The organism is Tepidanaerobacter sp. GT38, assembly GCF_021991635.1.
Lineage (GTDB): Bacteria > Bacillota > Thermosediminibacteria > Thermosediminibacterales > Tepidanaerobacteraceae > DTU063.
This window is the reverse complement of sequence record NZ_JAFFJA010000044.1, coordinates 1-20,211: the sequence shown is the minus strand read 5'-3', so window position 1 is coordinate 20,211 and position 20,211 is coordinate 1. Positions and strand designations below refer to the sequence as shown.

The following is a 20,211-nucleotide window of genomic DNA, read 5'->3' as shown; positions in this document are numbered from 1 at the left end:
ATGGTCAGAATAGCTGTTGGCGGAGCCATCGATAAGCCAAAGGTGGCTGAGGCCATTAAAAGAATAGGAGGTGAACGTGTACAGGTCGAAATAATGTCTGACATTGAGGCGGCCATGGCAGTAAAAAATGGAAGGGCTGATTATTATATCGGTGCCTGTGCCACTGGAGGCGGTGGTGCATTAGCCATGGCCATGGCATTGATAGGGGCAACAAAGTGTGCGACATTATCGATGCCCGGAAGACCGCCTAAAGAGCAGGATGTGGTCAAGGCTTTTAAAGAAGGAAAAGTTGCCTTTGGTTTCACCAATGATCATATCGAAATAGCGATTCCTATGATAATGAATGCAATATTAAATGTTAAGGGGGATTAAATTCATGAGTACTTTTGTTATAGCGGCAATTGGGGCCCTTGCCTCAATTCTGGCAAACAGAGGTATAGCGGTGTTCAATGACGGCTTAAGGCCAATAATGCCCGAACATATAGAAGGAAGAATGAGCAAGGCCGAGATTGCATCAACAAGTTTTGCTATGGGCTTTGGCTTAGTTATAGGCTTTGGAATTCCGGTTTCTATCGGTGCAGCTATCCTTCTAATTCACAGTATATTATTGGCGACTGATATTATAGGTACTTGGGTACCCAAAGGGGCATTTAGTGATATTATTGCCGGCCTTATTGGGGCACTATACGGTGTTGGTCTATTAACGGGCCTTCAGTGGATTGTTAACATCTTTCAAGCATTGCCTGTGAATGTATTTGATGCAATGGGCGCTATAAGTTCCCCAGTTATAATGGCTTTTGCAGCATTTCCAGCTTTGGCTGTAGCGCTGCAACAAGGCGTAAAAAAAGGTGTAATCACACTGGCAATTTCCGGGCTTGTCAGGGTACTAATTGTCAGATTTAGTCCATTAAATATTGGCAACTCAAGTATTTCCTTAAATCCTGACGGTATGGCGATGTTAGCCGGTATGATAATTCTGCTTACATTTGCTTCCCGGGAAAAATCAGAGGAAGAGACCGGCCTTGCTGCAATATTCAGCGATAGGGTAGCGAGAATCAAGAAAAATGTTTGGATATTGGCGGTTATGGGAGCTCTTGTGGCTATGGGAACTGCTCTTCATATATTAGCTGGGGATCCCATTTCGCTAAATCTCGTAAAGGAAATGAAGTATACGGATGCTGCCATGGCAGCCCTAGCTAGAGCAATAGGTTTTGTGCCTCTGGTAGCTACCACTGCCATAACAACAGGGGTTTACGGTCCGGTGGGGATGACATTTATCTTTGCTGTTGCACTTTTTGCGAATAATCCCTTTATTGCTGCTGCCCTTGGATTTGTAATTATTGTTGCAGAAGTTTACTTATTGAGCAGCATAGCCTCTTTTCTGGATAAGTTTCCGGGCATTAGAAAGTCTGCCGATAGTATAAGGACTGCTATGAGTCAGCTACTTGAGATAGCACTTTTAGTTGGGGGTATAAATGCTGCAAATCAGATGATTGCGGGACTAGGCGTGTTTTTAGTTATAGGTTTATATTTGTTAAATGAAGCGGCAGGCAGGCCAATTGTTCGAATGGCCATAGGCCCTGTTGGCGCAATATTAGTAGGAATTATAGTAAATATTTTAGCAGCAATAGGTCTTTACATTCCGCCGGCTGCTTAAAAGAGGGGTAAAATGAAAACCGTATTAGGTAAAACAGACAATTTAGGCAGGACTTTGATGCATGAGCATCTCACCATCAACCTTTCTAAAGAGAAAGATGATGCCGATGCCAATCTGAACGACGATGAAGCTATGATTGAAGAATTAAAAGCGTTGAAGGCGGCAGGGGTCGATACGATTTGCGATGTCACAAATGTAGGCATGGGCAGGGATGTAAGCAGGATGGCCATGATTGTGGAAAAATCAGGAGTAAACGTGCTGCCTTCAACAGGCTTTTACAAGGAGCCATACTTTCCCGAATTTGTTTGCAAAAGCACGGAAAAAGAGCTGGCAAGATTCATGGTGAAAGAAATAGTGGAAGGCATAGGTGGAAGTGGAATAAAAGCTGCAATAATAGGGGAGATAGGTACAGGCCAGCACGGCTTTGCTGATGAGGAAAAAAAGGTGTTTCTTGCTGCTGCCCGTGCCCATGCCGAAACGGGTACTCCCATAACCACCCATACGACACTAGGAAAGCATGGCCTGGAACAAGTTGAGCTTTTAAAAAACTTCGGCGTAGATACGGAAAAGCTTGTGATAGGACATCTGGATTTAAATCCCGATATGGATTATTACTTGAAGATTCTGGATAAAGGATGCTATATCGGTTTTGATACCATAGGCAAGAACAAATATCAGCCGGATTCCATCCGAGCGGATTGCCTGTTTCAATTAGTGAAGAGGGGATATGGGAATAGAATAGTTTTATCCCTTGATATCACCAGGAAATCTCATTTAAAAAAATATGGTGGCTACGGGCATTCATATATAGTAGAATCTTTTATCCCTATGCTGCTTGACAAGGGCATAAGCCAAAAAGATATTGACATGATGCTGATAGAAAATCCAAAACGACTTTTTAATAGCAAATAACTCCAAGTGCAGATTTTAGGAGATGTCAGACAGACATGAAGTTAGAAGACAGGATAGAAGTAGCTAAAAGTGAATTGGGAAGATCGGTAGTTAGAATTAACCCTTTTTTACATCAAGATGCCAAAAGCAAAGCACAGGATGTGCTGTGCTTTGGTGTAAAAAACACAAATAAAATACCGATGCATGTCTTTAATAAACTGAGATTTTCGCGGAATTATTTGTGGCTTACCATTGATAAAATGTCTGACAAGGGTAGGAGCATCGATACAGATCTGGTGAATCCCTTAACCTATCGGCTTATGACCGGCTCAACCAGCGGAGGCCCTATTAACATATTAAAAGGTATAAATGATTTTGCATTAGGTACAGATGGCGGAGGTTCCGTTTTGGGCCCCGCCATGAGCTGCCAACTGCCGTCCATAATAGGTGCAGGCCTTAATCTATTTGCAAAGGGTGAAAGCATATCAACCGACAACATTAAGATAAGAGCAAGTATAGGTATTATAGCAAAAAATTTAAGCATTGCAATCAAGGTAATGGCCGAATTGACGGGATTTGATTTGACATTTAAGGCAAACGGATCCAAGGGAGAAGTGAAGGTTGCTGTTCCTAAAAGGGAGACCGTAGCGACACCGGATAGGCAAGACATGTTCGACAAACTGGCCCCTTACCTGGAAGCCCTAAAAACATACAATTATCAGTTTATAGAAGTTGATTTTTCGGAAATTGATAAACGAGAGGTAGCCATTCGGAAGATTTATGAGGTTTTTGATCAAAATATAGCAGATTTTATTTTGACCTATGAGGGGCCGGTTGACGTTTTTGGTTACGGGGAAACAATACCCCAAAAGTTTGGGAAAACAGGTGCCCTTTTGACTAAAAACAGCGGTAAATATCTTTTGAGAGCGGCCAACATATGCAAAACAACGGCTATAACAATTCCCACAGATGATATCGCAAGCGGCTTTTTAATTGTTGCAAAATCCGGTGTAGAAAATGCCGTAAAGGCCATTGAACTTGCCGTGAAGCTTGAATCTTTAATTCAACTGCCGGAGGTTTGGGTTCGGTACTTTTTAACTGAAGAAAGGCACTGTAAAGGATTTGAAATTAAATAATGCTGTAGACAGCATATAGGGGTGATCCTTTGAAGACATTTCCGTTGGAATATTTAACACTTGAAGAAGCAAAAAAGTTGCAATTTAAGCTTGTAGAAACAATTACCAGGCATTTCTCAAATAATGAGTTTCTAAACAATGGGGATTTGGGAGTAGTACCAGGCTTAGGAAGACCTAAAATGACAGCCAAAGTTGAAAGGACAATTGCCGAATTTTTCGGAGCGGAGGATGCGGTGCTCGTGCGGGGTGCCGGCACCGGAGCCATTCGCCTTGCCTTACAGGCGGCTATAAGGCACGGTGATAAGGTTCTTGTCCACGATGCCCCTATATATTCCACCACTGCTACAACTTTTGAGTTTATGGGCCTTGATGCCGTGAAGGTGGATATGAACCGCACTGATGAGGTGCTACAGGCAATAAACGGCGACATCAAGCTGATATATATTCAACATTCCAGGCAAAAAAGCTCGGACAGTTATGACATGTATGAACTCATCAGGTCAATAAGGCACGTTACGGATGTCCCCATAATTACCGATGAAAACTATACGGTATTTAAGACCAGATTTATCGGGACGCAAGTTGGCGCAACGCTGTCCTGCTTTTCATGTTTCAAGCTTTTTGGCCCGGAAGGCATCGGCTGTGTCGTAGGGAAGAAGAGCTTGATAGATAAGATACGCGGTATGAATTATTCCGGCGGCAGTCAGGTGCAGGGCTACGAAGCAATGGATGTGCTGCGGTCCATGGTTTTTGTTCCTGTTATGGCTGCCATTCAGGCTGAGGAGATTGAAAGAATAGCGGATATTATAAACAGTGGAAAGGTAGAGGGAGCGGAATCAGCATACGTTGCAAACGCACAATCAAGGGTGGTCTTAGTACGGCTAAGAGAACCCATTGCGGCAAGAGTTATTGAAGAAGCAGGCAGCTTGGGTGCCGCAACATATCCTGTAGGAGCGGAATCCAAATACGAAATAGTTCCCATGTTTTACAGAGCATCGGGGACCTTCATTAAAGAAAATCCCGAATTAAATGATTATGTAATAAGGATAAATCCCATGAGAGCAGGACATGAAACAGTGATAAAGATATTAAAAGAGGCAATTAGAAAAGCAAGGTGATTTGATGTTCATAGAAGCGGTTTTAAAAAACAATCCAATTTTAGCTGAGATAGCTGCCAAATTTCATAAATCCGGGCAAATTGAGCCGGATACTTATCTAATAGACCTTGATATGGTGAGAAGAAATGCTGAATTGATTTCAAAAGCCGGCAAGGAACAAGGGATAAGCTTATACTTTATGACGAAACAGTTTGGCAGAAACCCGGTGATAGCCAGAGCCATATCGGAGGCGGGCATAGATAAGTCGGTAGTGGTTGACTTTGACGAGGCAAGAAAACTTTACAGAAGTGGTATAAAAATAGGTCATCTAGGCCATTTGGTTCAAATTCCAAAAGCATGCATTAAAGAGGCCTTAAAAATGAGGCCGGAAGTCGTAACATGTTTTTCCGCAGATATGGCAAGGGAATTATCCGATGCCGCCGGGGAGATGGGGCTAGTTCAGGATGTGCTGCTTAGGGTAATAGATGATGGCGATTACTTTTATCCTGGCCAGAGTGGAGGCATAAAGTTTGATGCATTGGAATCAGTAGCCAGAAAAATAAAAAAGCTTCCCAATATAAATGTAGTAGGCGTAACCTCTTTCCCGTGCTTATTATACAATGAACAGACTGATAAATTAGAGCCCACGAACAATGTAAGTACGATTATTAAGGCTGCAAAGCTCCTTAAAGATATGGGATTTGAAATCAATCAAATAAACGGCCCTAGTGCCACCTGCGTATCGTCAATTCCCCTGCTAAAAAGGCTAGGAGTAACTCACGGCGAACCAGGCCATGCTCTTACCGGAACAACTCCCATTCATGCAAAAGGTAAAGAGCCAGAAGGGCCGGCAATAGTATATGTAACAGAGGTATCCCATTTGGAAGACAATAGGGCCTTTGTCTTCGGCGGTGGATTTTACCAAAGGTCTAAGATGAAAAGGGCATACCTTCCAGACAAGAAAGTGTTGCTTGATGTAGAAGAACTACCGCCGGAATCCATTGATTATTATTCTACAGTGCATACTTGTGGGAACGAGCTGCACCTAGGCGATACGGTTATTTACTCTTTCAGGACTCAAATCTTTGTGACAAGGTCTAAGGTGGCAGTTGTAGATGGAATACAAAAGGGAAATCCAAAATTGCTGGGAATTTTTAATTCCCTAGGAGATGAAATACGGTGAAACGTGTAATTCTTTTAGTTATAGATAGCCTTGGCGTAGGAGAAATGGACGATGTATATGAAGTGAGGCCACAGGACATAGGTGCAAACACCTTAAAGCATGTGGCTGAAGCAAATGAAGATTTCATGATACCGAATTTGGAAGCTTTGGGTGCAGGTTTCCTTATAGAAACTAAAAAAATAAAAAGAGTTAAAGCTCCATTGGCAAGTTATGGAAATAGCAGGTTGGCTCATTTTGGCGCCGATACCTATCAGGGCCATCAGGAAATAATGGGCAGCAAGCCTAAAAAGCCACTGGTAAAGCCATTTGCCTATTATATCGATAAGGTGGAAAGAGCTCTCCAAGAAGCAGGATATGAAGTCACAAGGCCGGATTTACTGCATCCTTTTCTTTTGGTAAACGGCCTTGTAACCATAGCAGACAATATTGAAGCGGATCCAGGCCAAAATTATAATGTAACGGCGCCGCTGGATTATATATCCTTTGAACAGGAGCTTGCCATCGGCAGGATAGTAAGGGAACAAGTTGAAGTAGGCAGGGTTATAGTGCTGGGAGGCAGAGACATTACAATCAAAGATATATTAAAAGCCGTTGTAGTTAAGGAAAACAATATTGTAGGTATTGACTGTCCAAAATCCGGTGTATATAAAAAGGGTTATGTGGTACGGCATCTTGGCTACGGTGTAAATCCGGAAACTCAAATAACTACGATTTTGCATAAGAGAGGATATCCGGTATCCTTAATAGGCAAGGTTGCCGATGTCATACAATGCGATGGTGCCAACTATTATCCTCAAGTTGAAACAGATGGTGTGATGGAACTCATATTGAAAAGAATGAGAATACAGGATAGTGGCCTGATAGCGGCAAATGTCCAGGAGACTGACCTTTCAGGGCACTCTCAAAATTCAATAAGATATGCTCAGAAGCTTATGCTGGTTGATAAATATTTAAGCAAAATTATGGAAACCATGAAAGATGATGATATGCTGATTATAACCGGCGATCACGGCAACGATCCCACCATAGGGCACAGCCATCATACAAGAGAAAAGACACTGCTCTTGGTGTATGGGAAAAAGTTAAAAGCAGTTGATTTGCAAGAAAGAGCAACTCTTTCAGATATTGCCGCAACCATAGCAGATTATTTTGGTGTGGCCAGTCCCGAGAATGGGGAAAGTTTTTTATATAAAATAATATAAAAAAGCGAAAAAGCACTTGACTGATAATGATTATCATACTATAATATACATAGAAAATGAAAATCATTATCAGTCAGGTGGTGATTGTGATGTTATTTAAATACCTATTTGAAGACAGTGTTGCTAGAGAAAAAATTGCAAAAGCAGAAAAAGATGTAAAGAAAATGTTTGTAACCTTAAATGATGAATAAATCAAGACCAGTTAATATATTTGCCGCAATAGTTGCGGCTTTTATTTTTTGTGTTCTTTCAAGCATAAGTACTCGTACATTTTTACATATTCATTTGAAAAGAAGTAAAAATTTTAAATAGCAGGAATAAAGGAAAGTGCGTCAAATTATATATACAAATGGGTTTAAAATAGAAGGAGGTAAAATTATATGAAACGCGTTGCCATACTTATTGAGAAGTTCTTTGATGAAAAAGAGCTCATATATCCTTATTTTCGTTTAAAAGAAGCAGGATATGAGGTTCACCTGGTTGGTTCAGAGAAGGATCAGGTATATCCGGGAAAGAGCACTTTTTCTGAAAAGAGCACCCATTCTTCTAAGGAAGTAAAGGCTGAAGATTACGATGCAGTTGTTATACCGGGAGGCTATTCCCCTGATCATATGCGTCGAAATGAACATACAATTAACTTTGTAAAGGAAATGGACAGATTAGGAAAACCCATAGCAGCTATTTGCCACGGGCCGTGGATGATGGCATCTTGTTGTAATTTAAAGGGCAAAAAGGTAACTGGGTTTTTCTCGATTAAGGATGACTTGATAAACGCAGGAGCAGAGTATGTAGATGCAGAGGTAGTGGTAGATGGGAACTTGATAACTTCAAGGACTCCCAAGGATTTGCCGGCTTTTGTAAAAGCCATTATTGATAAACTGGGGTAAATCAAAAATCCTTTTTTCTTTTAGGAGAGCCGCTATATGCGGCTTTTTTTAATATCTATAAAGTGATAATTTCATTTGTAAAAATTTTTAGTACCAACAAACATTACCTGTTGTTTTATTATTCGATGTCTTTTATAATAGGTCATGTTTGCTCTAATTTTTGTCTATATGAAAAATTATTTATAAAATCATATTAATTTAAGGGGTGTTTGCATGACTTTTGCACACTGGTTGTATGTAGTTGGAATACTTTCAGTTATAGTTGCGATGCTATTTCGACGCAATGTGGTTATTCCATCGATGATTTTTACTTTTTTGATAGGCTGGTATTTTAGCGGAAGCTTCATCAATGGTATTTTGGCCATATTCAATGCCAGTTTAGTTGCAGGTCAAGACTTATTCAATATTTTCCTAATTATCGCATTTATGGTAATGATGTTAAAGGCCATCAGTATTACTGGTGCTGATGAATTTATGGTAAAGCCATTAAAAAAACTGATGGTTTCACCAGCAGTCAGCTATTTAGTGCTGATTGGTTCAACGTATTTGATTTCTCTATTTTTTTGGCCAACACCTGCAGTTCCATTGATAGGAGCATTGCTGGTGCCTGTAGCGGTAAAGACAGGCCTTCCCCCAATGTTATGTGCTATGGCTTTAGCCTTTGCTGGACAGGGAATGGCACTTTCAGGGGATGTGATTATCCAAGGAGCTCCGGGACTTACAGCAAAAGCTGCAGGAATTCCAGCAGCTATAGCAACCACATATGGAGGTATTTTGTCCTTAATTACAGGGATAACCGCTATAGTAATTGGATATTTTATGTCGCGGAATGAGATTAAAGAGTATTCCATACAGGGCATCAAAGATCTATCAAATAATACAGATAATACTCAAAACAGCAAGTCTGGAGAAAAATATGCAGGTATTTTAGTGCTTATTCTTATCATTGCTATGACTTTTGTAGTTTTTGCAATGTCGTTTTTCCAGCTAAAAGGCGGTGATGCTTCTGCTCTCTTGGGCGGAACGGCAGTATTGGTAACAATTATTGCATCCCTTTTAGTTCACAAGGGTAAAGGTTTTGATGTAATTTGTGATTATATAGCAGATGGATTTGTTTTTGCCTTTAAAGTAATGGGTCCCATAATTCCCATTGCAGGATTCTTTTATCTTGGAAATTCAGAGACTGCTGCACGTATAATGGGAGAGGGAGCACCAGGATATCTTTTTGATATAGGTCAAATGCTTGCGAGTTCCATACAGGCAAATGGTTTTCTTGCAGCATTCGGTATACTGCTAGTAGGAATGATAGCCGGTCTTGATGGATCGGGCTTTGTGGGTCTTCCAATGACAGGAACTTTGGCTGGTGCTATAGCCGGAGGCAATATAAAGATAGCAGCGGTCCTTGGTGCTGTAGGCCAAATGGGTTCTGTTTGGTCAGGTGGAGGAACCATTGTTGCATGGTCTTCACTGGTTGCAGTGGCAGGTATAGTAGGTGTTCCAGTAATGGACCTGGTGCGAAAGAACTTTGTTCCCGTTATCGCAGGTCTTCTGATATCGACTATTATAGCTGTTGTCTTTATGATTTGACAATAAATTGATAAAGCCGGATTGCCACATAATATGGCATCCGGCTTTTTTGTTAAGTCCAATCTCCTAATCAACTAAGGCAATATCCAATTCTATTTGGCCGCCGGTGCTTAGGAGAAGTGGTATGCAAAGGGTTTTCATGTTTGGTGTTGATATCTGTATATTGCTTCCCATCATTAACGATGGTGGTGTAATTTCGACTTTTAAGCCCTTTTCATATAGAAGAGTTGCTGCATTGCCTAAAATCATATTAGCTGATTCGGCAATAGCACTTTTTGACATTTCGTCAAGTTCAGTAATGGGCATGCCCATCATCATAGCTGAGGCGATTTTCAATGCCACAGGTTTATCCATGCTGAAATGGACTTGCCCTCGAAGTGCACCCATCAATCCAACAACAACCACTATGGTTTCGCTGGAATAAGGAGAAGTTTTTAAATATACTTTGCCTAGGGAAAGGTCTATATTTGCCATAGATTTTAAGACTGTTCTGCTTGCTTGAATGAAAGGATTGATGTGCTCTACATTCATACTCACTACCGCCTTTGCAATTAATTATAATTATATTGAGAATTAAGAATGTATATTGGAAAATATATAAGCCGTGGCAAGGCTTGCCGCGGCTTTCATTTATCAAAAAACATAAAATAAACCTTGGCAGCCCGACTGTCATAGTGATTTTCACCGTAGACTCGTGGCTTTGCGTCCCTATCTTTCGATAGGTTTGCCTTTTGACTGGTTTGATATTAAATTCCTATTATTTGGTTTAAAAGTAATAGCCTTTTTAGGCTTCTGGTAATAAAATAAGTAAATATATTATATTGTCTGCAAAAAAATTTGTCAATAATTGTAAATCACTTTTGTTTTTTAAGACATTCCTCGTTTTCCTTATTCCGCATAGCTTATGAGAGTTTTATTTAAAAAAGAACGAACATAAATAAAAAAATTAATTTTTGAGGGAGGACTTTAATAATGTGTGTAGAATATGTATAGTAATCGATTACTGTAAAAAATGGAGCTAAATTATAAAGAAATAAGTTCTCAGCCAGGATAAATATGGTAATCGATTACTATTTCTTAAAGTTTTATAAATAATAGACTTCTGCAGCAGGTCTAAAAGTTAAAACCTATTAAAGGGAGTGATACATAATACCATCTCTCTAATTGATAAAACAGAAATTTTTACTTGGAGGCATTCAACATGAGTATTAGGGAATTCAAGAAAGACAACTTAAATGTATGCATTTTCAACACCCGAGAAGAGATGGGGAAAAAGGCTGCACATGATGTGGTGATTAGAATACAAAAACTCTTATTGAAAAATGATGAAATCAATATGGTATTCGCAGCTGCTCCATCACAAAATGAATTTCTAGACGCTCTAGTCAATGCGGAAGGCATAGACTGGGAAAGGATAAATGCTTTTCATCTTGATGAGTATATAGGCCTTCCTGATGAGGCCCCTCAAAGATTTGGCAACTTTTTAAAAAATAAGCTCTTTTCCAGAGTTAAATTTAAAAGTGTGAACTATTTAAACGGAAATGCTGAGGACATTGAAGAAGAGTGCCAACGTTATGAGAAGATGTTAAAAGAACACCCCATTGACATTGCCTGTATCGGAATTGGCGAAAACGGACATATAGCCTTTAATGATCCACCGGTAGCTGATTTTAATGACGAGCGTATGGTAAAGCAAGTAACTTTAGACGAGAAGTGCCGCAACCAACAGGTCCATGATGGATGCTTTAAAAGCATTGATGAAGTTCCAAAGCAGGCATTAACTTTGACAGTTCCAGCTATTTTTGCCTCAAAATACATTTACTGCATGGTGCCGGGAGAAACGAAAGCTAAGGCGGTGAAGGATGCCCTGGAAGGTGATATAGCTGAAACTTGTCCGGCATCTATCTTGCGCAAACATGCCAATGCGGTGTTGTATTTAGATAAGGATTCCGCATCTTTAATTTAAACAGGTAATATGTTAGGTTAATATTATTCTAAAAAACTGCGAGGTGAGAGTATGAAAATCCTGATTAAAAACGGTCAGCTCATAACTCCCTTTCGGATAATTAAAGGCGGTGGAATCTTAGTAGAGAACGAAAAAATATCCCAAGTATTAGAAAGCCAAGATGAAATAAGGACCGTCGAAGCACAGGATGGCGTTAGAGTTATAGACGCGAAAGGCAATTATATATCACCCGGATTTATCGACATACACACTCATGGCGGTGGCGGTCACGACTTTATGGATGGGACAAGCGAGGCTTTTCTGGGAGCAGCAGAGATGCATGCTAAGCATGGCACAACATCCATAGTTCCTACCACACTGACGTGTACAAATGAAGAACTAAAGCAAACTATTGAAGCCTACGAAGAAGCCAAGAGTAAAAACACAAAAGGTGCATATTTTTTAGGCCTGCACCTTGAAGGGCCATATTTTGCCTTATCCCAGGCAGGAGGCCAGGATTCTAGATTTATAAGAAATCCGCAAAGAGAAGAATATGAGACTATTTTGAGTTGGTCAAAGGATATAGTTAGATGGAGTATAGCTCCCGAGTTGGATGGAGCTATGGAGCTTGGCAGACTTCTTCGAGACAGGGGCATACTCCCGTCAATAGGCCATACTGAAGCCGAATACGATAAGGTTGTGGAAGCTTTTGAAAATGGCTATACCCATGTGACACATATTTATTCCGGCATGCAGGTCGTTCACCGAAGGAATGCCTATAGGTACCTGGGCACCGTAGAGAGTGCTTTCCTGATTGACGAGATGACAGTTGAAATGATAGCCGATGGCTGCCATCTGCCGCCGGAGCTGTTACAGCTAATATACAAAATCAAGGGGCCATCCAGAATTGCATTGATAACCGATTCGCTGCGAGGGGCAGGAATGCCGGAAGGCGAAAGTATATCAGGCAGCCTTAAGAATGGCCAGAAAGTCATTATTGAGGACGGCGTAGCAAAACTTCTCGACAGATCGGCTTTTGCAGGTAGCGTAGCTACCACCGACAGACTAGTTAGAACTGTTACAAAGCAGGCTGGTATACCTCTCATAGATGCAGTCAAGATGATGACTTATACCCCTGCTGAAATAATGAGTGTCAGCAAGCGCAAAGGAAGTCTGGCGGCAGGCAAGGATGCAGATATCCTTATTTTTGACGAGGATATTAATGTAAAAATGACTATGGTCATGGGTAGGGTAGTTTTTCAGCAAGATTAAGCTTACAACAAGAAAAATATTCTTGTTGTGAATAAAAACTAAAGCTTTTCTAAAGGAGGAAAAATAATGAAAAGAAAAATTTCATTACTGCTGGTTTTTGTGCTAATCGCTACGCTGCTTAGCGCATGCGGCTCTTCCGGCACAAATCAATCAAATTCAACTCCACAAGAAAATAATACCCCAACTGAGAAAGAGTTTACACTGAAATTAGCCGGTATCAAGACTCCGGATGACCCGGCTACACTTGCCATGGAGCGCTTTGCAGAGATCGTAAACAATTCTGGCGTAAATATTACCATCAAAACCTTCCCTAACAGTGTCCTTGGTTCAGTTAACGATATGCTAAGCGGTATGCCTAACGGAATTACTGATTTGTTCTACAATACCTTATCCTGTTACCCATGGCTTGAAGGAGCAAAGAAATTTAATGCTGTAGCAGCCCCCTTCATTTGGGACAGCCACGATGAACTACAGGCCTTTTTAGATTCAGATACTGCACAAGCTTGGTTTGAAGAAGCGGCTAAAACAACAGGTGTGCGGGTTTTGGCTGCAGCAGGCGAACTCCCACCAAGACAGCTTACAGCGAACAGGCCAATTAAGTCAGCAGAAGATTTCAAAGGACTTAAGATCAGAACCGCTGAAGCTGCTCTAGTGCAGCAAACTATGAAAAAATTAGGCGCAACGCCAATTGTTATACCTTTTGCAGATCTGTATATGGCTTTAAGGCAGGGAACTGTTGAGGCTCAGGAAAACAACTTTATTACAGTTAAGAACAACAGCTTCTATGAAGTGCAGAAGTACTTTATGAAAACAGACTACATCAGAGACGTTTCCACCATATTCATCAGTGAAAATATTTGGAATCAAATGTCTCCAAAACAGCAGGAAGTTCTCAAAAACGCTGCCCGTGAGGCTGTTGAATATGAGGCTAAGCTCATTGCTGAATCCCTAGATGAAACAATGAAATTCCTCAACGAAAAAATGACTTATGTTGAAATTGACGTAAAATCAATTCAGGAAGCGCTGGGAGAGGATATTTATAAACAATTTGACGATGCAGGTGAACTTTGGCCCACAGGCACAATTGATGAAATTATGGAGTTTAAAGAGAGCTATCAATAGTATAAATAGTAGTACCCCGAAGACAGGCCCATTCCTGATTTAGGGGGGCCTGTCCCATACCTGTCCCCATAAAACCTACATTATAAATTGAGGGGTGATTTTGTGGCAATACTAATGATTTTTATAGTAATGTTTGCCTTTATGTTTATAGGCATGGACATTTTCGTGTCTATGGCAGTGGCTGGCAGTTCATATCTGATTGCAACCGGAAACGGGCCCTTAAGTATGATATCCAACAATATGGTAAATGGCATGTCGAATATATCATTGCTTGCCATTCCATTTTTTATACTGGTCGGAGAGTTAATGAACGTTTCAGGTATGACCGATAAAATGCTGAAGTTTTCCCTATTTTTTATCGGTAAGTTTAAAGGTGGTCTAGCTCATGCTTGCATTGTCGTAAATGCGATCTTTTCGCTAGTTTCAGGGTCAGGCCCTGCTGATGCAGCTGCTATTTCACCTATACTTATACCGAAGATGAAAGAAGAAGGATATCCAGAAGATTTTGCGGCTGCTTGCAATGCGGCAGGTGCAGTGTTAGGCCCAGTTATTCCACCAGGGATACCAATGGTCTTTTTAGCCCTTATAACGAACTTGTCCATCGGCCGCTTGTTTTTAGGCGCCATGATTCCTGGTATACTAATGGCTCTTTGCATGCATTTTATAATCCTCTTAAAAGTCCCCAAATTTGACCTAAAGCCTCATGAAGCAACAACCAATTGGAAGGCTTTTTGTGAAGTTCTCAGAGAATCTTGGCTGGCACTGCTAGCTCCAGTAATTATTATCGTAGGCGTCCTTACAGGTATGGCTACCGTTACTGAGATTGCAATGGTCGCTACTTTCTATATCATGTTTATTGGATTTTTTGTTTACAGAAACCTCACTTTAAAAGGCATGTTCATAGCCTTTAAGAATACAGCCATATTTTCAGCTTCCATTATGGCATTATTCGCAGTGGCAGGCATTTTCTCCTATATGATTGCGGTAGAAGGCTTAGGTGCTCAGCTTATAGCTCTCATAGAGCAATATAACATGTCTCCAACAATGTTTTTATTCTTCTGCAACGTTTTGTTCATAATCCTCGGCATGATTATGGACGCGAACCCGGCAATGTTAATCTTCGGTCCGTTGCTTCTGCCCATAGCTACAAAATTGGGCATAGACCCTACTCATTTTGGAACGGTTATGATTTGCAACCTAATGATAGGTTTAATCACTCCGCCGGTAGGTGCGCTGTTGTTCTTAGAAACAAAAATATCCGGCCTTCCCTTTGAAAAAGTTACCAAAGCATCTATTCCATTTGTGGTTTCATTGTTGGTCGCCCAGGCCATAACAACGTATGTGCCGTGGACAGTAACATACCTGCCGAACCTGGTATTTGGAGTAGGAGGTTGATAAAGTGAAAAAAATTTTGGATATGCTGGCGGATTTATTGTTAAACGTGGCAACTGTCCTGTTTATAATTATCTTTGCCATCAATATTTTAGAAATTTTTAGCAGGACGTTTTTTAACCGTTCCTTTTTATGGGTATCGGATATAAGCGTGATATGCGTAGTCTGGCTGATTTGCTTGTCCATGGCAGCAGGCGTATATCGCAAGGAGCATCTGTTCATGGATTTTATTTTAAACAAAATACCTTCAAAGCCAAGGAAAATCATTGCAATAAGTGTTGACATATTGGCAATAGCTTTCTTCATTATGCTTTGCTACACTGGAATTCAGACTGCTTCTACCAAAAAAGCCCTTGTATTTCCGTCTACTTTAATATCACAGCTGTGGTCTTTTTCAGGATTGCCGGCTTTTGCGGCTTTATCTGCCATATTCATGATACCTAGGCTTATCAGCACCATTAAGGGCGAGAATGTTAAAAAGGAAACATTTTAAAATAAGAAGGTCTCTAACAATTTTTACAACAGAAATTGTTAGTACAGCATGAAGCGGTTTTTTACAGAAGGGCAAGACAAGATTTAGGGTTAAGTTTAAACATCACAATTATGTCTCAAAGAGAGGAAAAAAGGTTTATAAATTTTTATATAAAAACCTAAATACTTTATGAAAAGGAGAGAGTGACATGGGTAAAGAGATAAGGCAATACAAAGAAACCATTATCGAGATTTTCAATAAAATCGAAGCCGAAGAAGAAAACATCAAAAAAGCTGCAGAGCTGATGGCCGATGCAATCATGCGGGATGAATTGATTCACGTAATAGGGACAGGTGGCCACTCCTGTATGGCAGCTGAAGAACTGCTTTGGAGAGCAGGCGGTTTGGCACCTATTAATTCAATTTTAGATGCTGGCATTAATTTAGTTCATGGGGCTAAAAGAAGCAATATTATAGAGCGCATGGAAGGATATGTAAAAGGGGTATTTGATGCTTACAAAATAGGTCAAAAACCGGGAGAAGTAATCATAATCGTAAATGCTTACGGAATTAACTCCATGACTATTGATGCGGCACTTGAAGCCAAAAAACGCGGAATGAAAATAATTGCCGTGACAGGCAGGGAATTTGGAGATAAAGTCCCGGCAGGCGCGGCATCCAGGCATTCTTCTAACAAAAACCTTTATGAATTAGCGGATGTTTGGGTAAATTGCCATCTGCCTTATGGGGATGCTGTAGTAGAAATAGAAGGGCTTGAGCAGAGAGTAGCACCTACTTCTACATTCTGCAATGCTTTTGCTGTGAATTGCCTGGTTATTGAAACGGTTAGGCTCCTAGCAGAACGTGGAGTAACGCCTCCTGTTTGGACAAGTGCTAATGTGCCAGGGGGAGACGCTGCTAATAAGAAGTGGGAAGAGAAATACGGTCCAAGAGTCAAGCATCTATAAGATAAAATTAGCTGCACGATATGAAAAAAATTAAATGTTGCAAAAATAGTTGAGATAAGGTGGTCTTTATGAAGCTATCATTTCGTTGGTATGGGAAAGATGATCCAGTAAAATTAGAATACATTAGACAGATACCAAATATGTACAGTATTGTAACGGCAATTTACGATGTTCCTGTTGGGGAAGTATGGAGTATCGAAAAAATTAACAGCTTAAAAGAAGAAGTGGAAAAAGCCGGTCTAAAATTCGAAGTTATTGAAAGTGTGCCTGTACATGAGGACATAAAACTAGGCTTGCCAAGTAGAGATAAATATATTGAAAACTACAAAGAAAACATTAAAAACTTAGGCAAAGCAGGGGTCAAGGTTATCTGCTACAATTTCATGCCGGTTTTTGATTGGACGAGAACCCAGTTAGATAAGGTTTTGGACGATGGCTCAACAGCCTTAGTATATTACAAGGAACAATTAAAACACATGGATCCGCTAACAGGGGAATTATCACTTCCGGGATGGGATTCCAGTTATTCAAAAGAAGAATTAAAAGACGTTTTTGAACAATACTCTAAAGTAAGCGAAGAGGATTTGTGGAACAACTTAGAATATTTCTTGAAGGAAATTATTCCTGTTGCCGAAGAATACGATGTAAAAATGGCCATACACCCTGATGATCCGCCCTGGTCAATATTTGGCCTGCCCAGGATTATAACAAATGAAGAGAATCTGGACAGATTTTTGAAGTTGGTGGATAGCAAATACAATGGGTTGACATTTTGCACAGGCTCACTGGGTTGTACTACCTGTAACGACATAGTGAAAATGGTAGATAAGTACTCCGCTCAAGGCCGGATACACTTTATGCATATTAGAAATGTCAAGATACTGCCCGATGGGAGCTTTGAAGAAAGTGCCCATTATTCACCAATGGGATCCCTTGATATGGTAGAGATTATGAAAGTCCTATATAAAAATAATTTCGACGGATATGTTCGACCCGATCATGGAAGAATGATATGGGGCGAAAAGGGGAGACCAGGTTATGGATTATATGACAGGGCTCTAGGGGCAGTGTATTTGACAGGAATTTGGGAGACGCTAGAAAAACTTATAAATAAGCAAATTTGATGTCAGAAAAGATGTTGTAAGATAAAAATTAAAAAAATCCTTTTTATAACATCTGACACTTCAAAAAAACTCCGTGATTGCATAATCATGGAGTTTTGTATATATAAAAGTGTTTGCCATTATCTGTATAAACAATTGAAACAATTAAGCAGAAAAGTAAAAAATGGTTATACTTTGGCTTCATTTTGAAATTTATAGGACTTTTAGTTAATATATGAATGAATATTATATTTGAAAAACGTTTGGCAAAAGCTTAAAATAGATTAGTAATATTTTTAAAAGTTTCCATTTTTTAAGTTAAAGTTAAAAATTTAGGTGCCATATCTAAAAACAATATTATAAAGTATTTATGGTATTGAGAGGAACGTTTGAGCATGATTAAAAAAAATGTGACTATTTACGACATTGCAAAAGCAGCAAATGCTTCTACTGCCACGGTTTCCAGAGTTCTAAGCAATAGCGATTATCCTGTAAGCGATGATTTGAAAAAAAGGGTCCTGGAAGCTGCAAAAAAACTCAATTATACGCCTAATTTATTGGGAAGACAGTTGAAGACTAATGAAACAAATGATATAGCTGTCATTATACCCAGCATAACTAACCATTTTTACCCGTTGTTGATCTTAGGGGTAGAAAATGTAGCCAGAGAAAAGGGATACAATGTCCTGTTGTGTAATTCTCTTAGAGATCCTAAAAATGAAAAAAAATACCTTTCCTCTCTTTTTCAAAAGCAAATAAAAGGGATAATAATTTCTTCAATTACTGAAAACCAAAAATTTTTAAAAGAACTACAGCAAAGAGGCTTAAAAGTCGTAGCATTTGATCAAGCAACACCACTTAATTGTTGCAAAGTGGGCTTTGATTTTTATGCTGGTGGTTATATGGCAGCTGAACATTTGTTAAAACTCGGCCATAAGAAAATAGCCTTTTTTAGTGCTCCTCTCACAAGGCCTAGCCGTAAGCAAGTATATGAAGGCTTTGTCCAGTGTATGAAAGACAACAATGTTAAGGAATTTGAAAAAAACGTTTTTATTTCCGAAAAAGAAGAAGAAAGCCATGATCAAGTATATGAATTTAAAAATGGAAAGCAGCTTACAAAAAAGATGCTGGATACTACAAATGAACTGCCGACTGCTATTTTTTGCATAAATGATATGACAGCCTTTGGCGTTATTCAAGAACTCTCAAAAAATAAAATATACGTACCTCACGATATTTCCGTTATGGGCTTTGACAACATACCTATGGCTGAAATAACCACACCGCCTCTTACAACAGTTGACCAGCCTGCTTATGAAATGGGAGTATTATCGGCAGAAATGCTAATAAGAAATTTGGAAAATCCAGATACGGCTGATAGAGAAATTATACTAAAACCTAAATTGGTAATTAGAAGTTCTACCCGAGATATTTCTAAAAAATCTTAATATAAGGTGTAGTAAAGGCCAGATTAAAGGGGAGATATTATGATAAAGTATGATTTTGATAAGATTATTGACAGAAGCAATAATTATTCTTCAAAATGGGACGAGCTTGGTAAAGTATTTGGCCGCCAAGACCTGCTGCCCATGTGGGTAGCGGATATGGACTTTTTAAGTCCCCCTGCGGTTATAGATGCAATAGTTGAAAGGGCAAAGCAGGGAATTTACGGATACACCTCAAGACCTGCATCTTATTTTGAATCAGTAGCAAAATGGATGAAAAAGCGGCACAACTGGGAAACCCAGACCGATTGGATGCTCTTTTCCCCTGGTGTAGTCCCGGCGCTTAGCTTCATTGTCAATGCCTTCACAGATCCAGGAGATAAGGTTATAGTTCAGCCGCCGGTATATTACCCTTTTTTTAGTGTAATTGAAGACAATGGCCGTCGTGTGGTCAATAATCCGCTGATTTTTAAAGATGGACGTTATACAATGGATTTTAATGACCTGGAGAAAAAGGTCAAAGACCCACGGGTAAAACTACTGTTTTTATGTAGCCCTCATAATCCTGTTGGAAGGGTCTGGTCTAAGGAGGAGCTGGAACAACTAGGGAGAATATGTATTGACAACAATGTTTTAGTAGTATCCGATGAGATACATCAAGATATTTTGTATTCTGGCATAAAACATACACCTTTTGCGTCAATTTCCGAAGAATTTGCACTAAATTCCATTACATGCACATCTCCCAGCAAAACTTTTAACCTTGCAGGGCTTCAAACATCTACTATAATAATACCTAACAAAATTTATCGTACAATATATAAAAATTTTCGGGTATATAACTTTAAGTGTG

19 protein-coding genes and 1 riboswitch are annotated in these 20,211 nt (G+C 39.8%); of the genes, 18 read left to right on the top strand and 1 reads right to left on the bottom strand.

Annotated elements, in window-relative coordinates:
• The 9 genes from JT739_RS07255 (at position 1) to JT739_RS07215 (ending at position 9,640) form a co-directional block, all read left to right on the top strand.
• Positions 1 to 372, top strand: a complete 372-nt coding sequence (locus JT739_RS07255; RefSeq protein WP_237660440.1) for a DUF2620 family protein — start codon at positions 1 to 3, stop codon at positions 370 to 372.
• Between the two features lie 4 nt (positions 373 to 376).
• Positions 377 to 1,657, top strand: coding sequence for a YhfT family protein (locus JT739_RS07250; protein WP_237660439.1), 1,281 nt, complete (start codon positions 377 to 379; stop codon positions 1,655 to 1,657).
• 12 nt (positions 1,658 to 1,669) lie between these two features.
• Positions 1,670 to 2,569 (top strand): phosphotriesterase, encoded by a 900-nt coding sequence (locus JT739_RS07245; protein WP_237660438.1) that lies wholly within the window; start codon positions 1,670 to 1,672, stop codon positions 2,567 to 2,569.
• 35 nt (positions 2,570 to 2,604) lie between these two features.
• Positions 2,605 to 3,684, top strand: coding sequence for an amidase family protein (locus tag JT739_RS07240; RefSeq protein ID WP_237660437.1), 1,080 nt, complete (start codon positions 2,605 to 2,607; stop codon positions 3,682 to 3,684).
• 29 nt (positions 3,685 to 3,713) lie between these two features.
• The gene (locus tag JT739_RS07235; protein WP_237660436.1) at positions 3,714 to 4,802 is read left to right on the top strand and encodes an aminotransferase class V-fold PLP-dependent enzyme; all 1,089 of its coding nucleotides are present in this window, start codon (positions 3,714 to 3,716) and stop codon (positions 4,800 to 4,802) included.
• Between the two features lie 4 nt (positions 4,803 to 4,806).
• Entirely contained in the window at positions 4,807 to 5,964 is a 1,158-nt protein-coding gene (locus JT739_RS07230) for a YhfX family PLP-dependent enzyme (protein WP_237660435.1), read from the top strand.
• On the top strand, positions 5,961 to 7,166 hold the full coding sequence (locus JT739_RS07225; RefSeq protein WP_237660434.1) for a phosphopentomutase: 1,206 nt from the start codon (positions 5,961 to 5,963) through the stop codon (positions 7,164 to 7,166). Before JT739_RS07230 ends, JT739_RS07225 begins: the two co-directional genes overlap by 4 nt.
• Before the next feature lie 380 nt (positions 7,167 to 7,546).
• Positions 7,547 to 8,053, top strand: a complete 507-nt coding sequence (locus JT739_RS07220; protein WP_237660433.1) for a type 1 glutamine amidotransferase domain-containing protein — start codon at positions 7,547 to 7,549, stop codon at positions 8,051 to 8,053.
• A gap of 213 nt (positions 8,054 to 8,266) precedes the next feature.
• Positions 8,267 to 9,640: a hypothetical protein gene (locus JT739_RS07215; RefSeq protein ID WP_237660432.1), complete on the top strand. Its 1,374-nt coding sequence runs from the start codon at positions 8,267 to 8,269 to the stop codon at positions 9,638 to 9,640.
• Positions 9,641 to 9,706: 66 nt separating this feature from the next.
• Here JT739_RS07215 and JT739_RS07210 read toward each other — a convergent pair whose 3' ends face one another.
• Positions 9,707 to 10,171 carry a chemotaxis protein CheX gene (locus JT739_RS07210; protein WP_237660431.1) on the bottom strand — a complete coding sequence of 155 codons (465 nt, stop codon included), beginning with the start codon at positions 10,169 to 10,171 and terminating at the stop codon, positions 9,707 to 9,709.
• Positions 10,172 to 10,293: 122 nt separating this feature from the next.
• Positions 10,294 to 10,379: riboswitch (cyclic di-GMP riboswitch) on the bottom strand.
• Positions 10,380 to 10,841: 462 nt separating this feature from the next.
• On the opposite strand from JT739_RS07210, the gene JT739_RS07205 reads away from it, so the two are divergent.
• The 9 genes from JT739_RS07205 to JT739_RS07165 all read left to right on the top strand — a co-directional run.
• Positions 10,842 to 11,606, top strand: coding sequence for a glucosamine-6-phosphate deaminase (locus JT739_RS07205; protein WP_237660430.1), 765 nt, complete (start codon positions 10,842 to 10,844; stop codon positions 11,604 to 11,606).
• Positions 11,607 to 11,657: 51 nt separating this feature from the next.
• The gene (gene nagA, locus JT739_RS07200) at positions 11,658 to 12,857 is read left to right on the top strand and encodes an N-acetylglucosamine-6-phosphate deacetylase (protein ID WP_237660429.1); all 1,200 of its coding nucleotides are present in this window, start codon (positions 11,658 to 11,660) and stop codon (positions 12,855 to 12,857) included.
• A 66-nt stretch (positions 12,858 to 12,923) separates the two neighbouring features.
• A complete protein-coding gene (locus JT739_RS07195; protein ID WP_237660428.1) occupies positions 12,924 to 13,979 on the top strand; it encodes a TRAP transporter substrate-binding protein in 1,056 nt (351 codons plus the stop codon).
• A 102-nt stretch (positions 13,980 to 14,081) separates the two neighbouring features.
• Positions 14,082 to 15,374, top strand: a complete 1,293-nt coding sequence (locus JT739_RS07190; RefSeq protein ID WP_237660427.1) for a TRAP transporter large permease — start codon at positions 14,082 to 14,084, stop codon at positions 15,372 to 15,374.
• Positions 15,375 to 15,378: 4 nt separating this feature from the next.
• On the top strand, positions 15,379 to 15,864 hold the full coding sequence (locus JT739_RS07185; RefSeq protein WP_237660426.1) for a TRAP transporter small permease: 486 nt from the start codon (positions 15,379 to 15,381) through the stop codon (positions 15,862 to 15,864).
• Between the two features lie 187 nt (positions 15,865 to 16,051).
• A complete protein-coding gene (locus JT739_RS07180) occupies positions 16,052 to 16,810 on the top strand; it encodes a sugar isomerase domain-containing protein (RefSeq protein WP_237660425.1) in 759 nt (252 codons plus the stop codon).
• A 68-nt stretch (positions 16,811 to 16,878) separates the two neighbouring features.
• Positions 16,879 to 17,934: a mannonate dehydratase gene (gene uxuA, locus JT739_RS07175; RefSeq protein ID WP_237660424.1), complete on the top strand. Its 1,056-nt coding sequence runs from the start codon at positions 16,879 to 16,881 to the stop codon at positions 17,932 to 17,934.
• A gap of 374 nt (positions 17,935 to 18,308) precedes the next feature.
• Positions 18,309 to 19,361: a LacI family DNA-binding transcriptional regulator gene (locus tag JT739_RS07170; protein WP_237660449.1), complete on the top strand. Its 1,053-nt coding sequence runs from the start codon at positions 18,309 to 18,311 to the stop codon at positions 19,359 to 19,361.
• A gap of 39 nt (positions 19,362 to 19,400) precedes the next feature.
• The coding region (locus JT739_RS07165; RefSeq protein ID WP_237660423.1) for a MalY/PatB family protein at positions 19,401 to 20,211 on the top strand (811 nt) is incomplete at its 3' end.

Excerpts from the sequence above, each read along its gene's own strand:
- JT739_RS07230 (WP_237660435.1), top strand. The coding sequence starts at position 4,807 with ATGTTCATAGAAGCGGTTTTAAAAAACAATCCAATTTTAGCTGAGATA.
- JT739_RS07255 (WP_237660440.1), top strand. The coding sequence starts at position 1 with ATGGTCAGAATAGCTGTTGGCGGAGCCATCGATAAGCCAAAGGTGGCT.
- JT739_RS07205 (WP_237660430.1), top strand. The coding sequence starts at position 10,842 with ATGAGTATTAGGGAATTCAAGAAAGACAACTTAAATGTATGCATTTTC.
- nagA (WP_237660429.1), top strand. The coding sequence starts at position 11,658 with ATGAAAATCCTGATTAAAAACGGTCAGCTCATAACTCCCTTTCGGATA.
- JT739_RS07170 (WP_237660449.1), top strand. The coding sequence starts at position 18,309 with ATGATTAAAAAAAATGTGACTATTTACGACATTGCAAAAGCAGCAAAT.
- JT739_RS07215 (WP_237660432.1), top strand. The coding sequence starts at position 8,267 with ATGACTTTTGCACACTGGTTGTATGTAGTTGGAATACTTTCAGTTATA.
- JT739_RS07245 (WP_237660438.1), top strand. The coding sequence starts at position 1,670 with ATGAAAACCGTATTAGGTAAAACAGACAATTTAGGCAGGACTTTGATG.
- JT739_RS07250 (WP_237660439.1), top strand. The coding sequence starts at position 377 with ATGAGTACTTTTGTTATAGCGGCAATTGGGGCCCTTGCCTCAATTCTG.
- JT739_RS07220 (WP_237660433.1), top strand. The coding sequence starts at position 7,547 with ATGAAACGCGTTGCCATACTTATTGAGAAGTTCTTTGATGAAAAAGAG.
- JT739_RS07195 (WP_237660428.1), top strand. The coding sequence starts at position 12,924 with ATGAAAAGAAAAATTTCATTACTGCTGGTTTTTGTGCTAATCGCTACG.
- uxuA (WP_237660424.1), top strand. The coding sequence starts at position 16,879 with ATGAAGCTATCATTTCGTTGGTATGGGAAAGATGATCCAGTAAAATTA.
- JT739_RS07180 (WP_237660425.1), top strand. The coding sequence starts at position 16,052 with ATGGGTAAAGAGATAAGGCAATACAAAGAAACCATTATCGAGATTTTC.
- JT739_RS07240 (WP_237660437.1), top strand. The coding sequence starts at position 2,605 with ATGAAGTTAGAAGACAGGATAGAAGTAGCTAAAAGTGAATTGGGAAGA.
- JT739_RS07210 (WP_237660431.1), bottom strand. The coding sequence starts at position 10,171 with ATGAATGTAGAGCACATCAATCCTTTCATTCAAGCAAGCAGAACAGTC.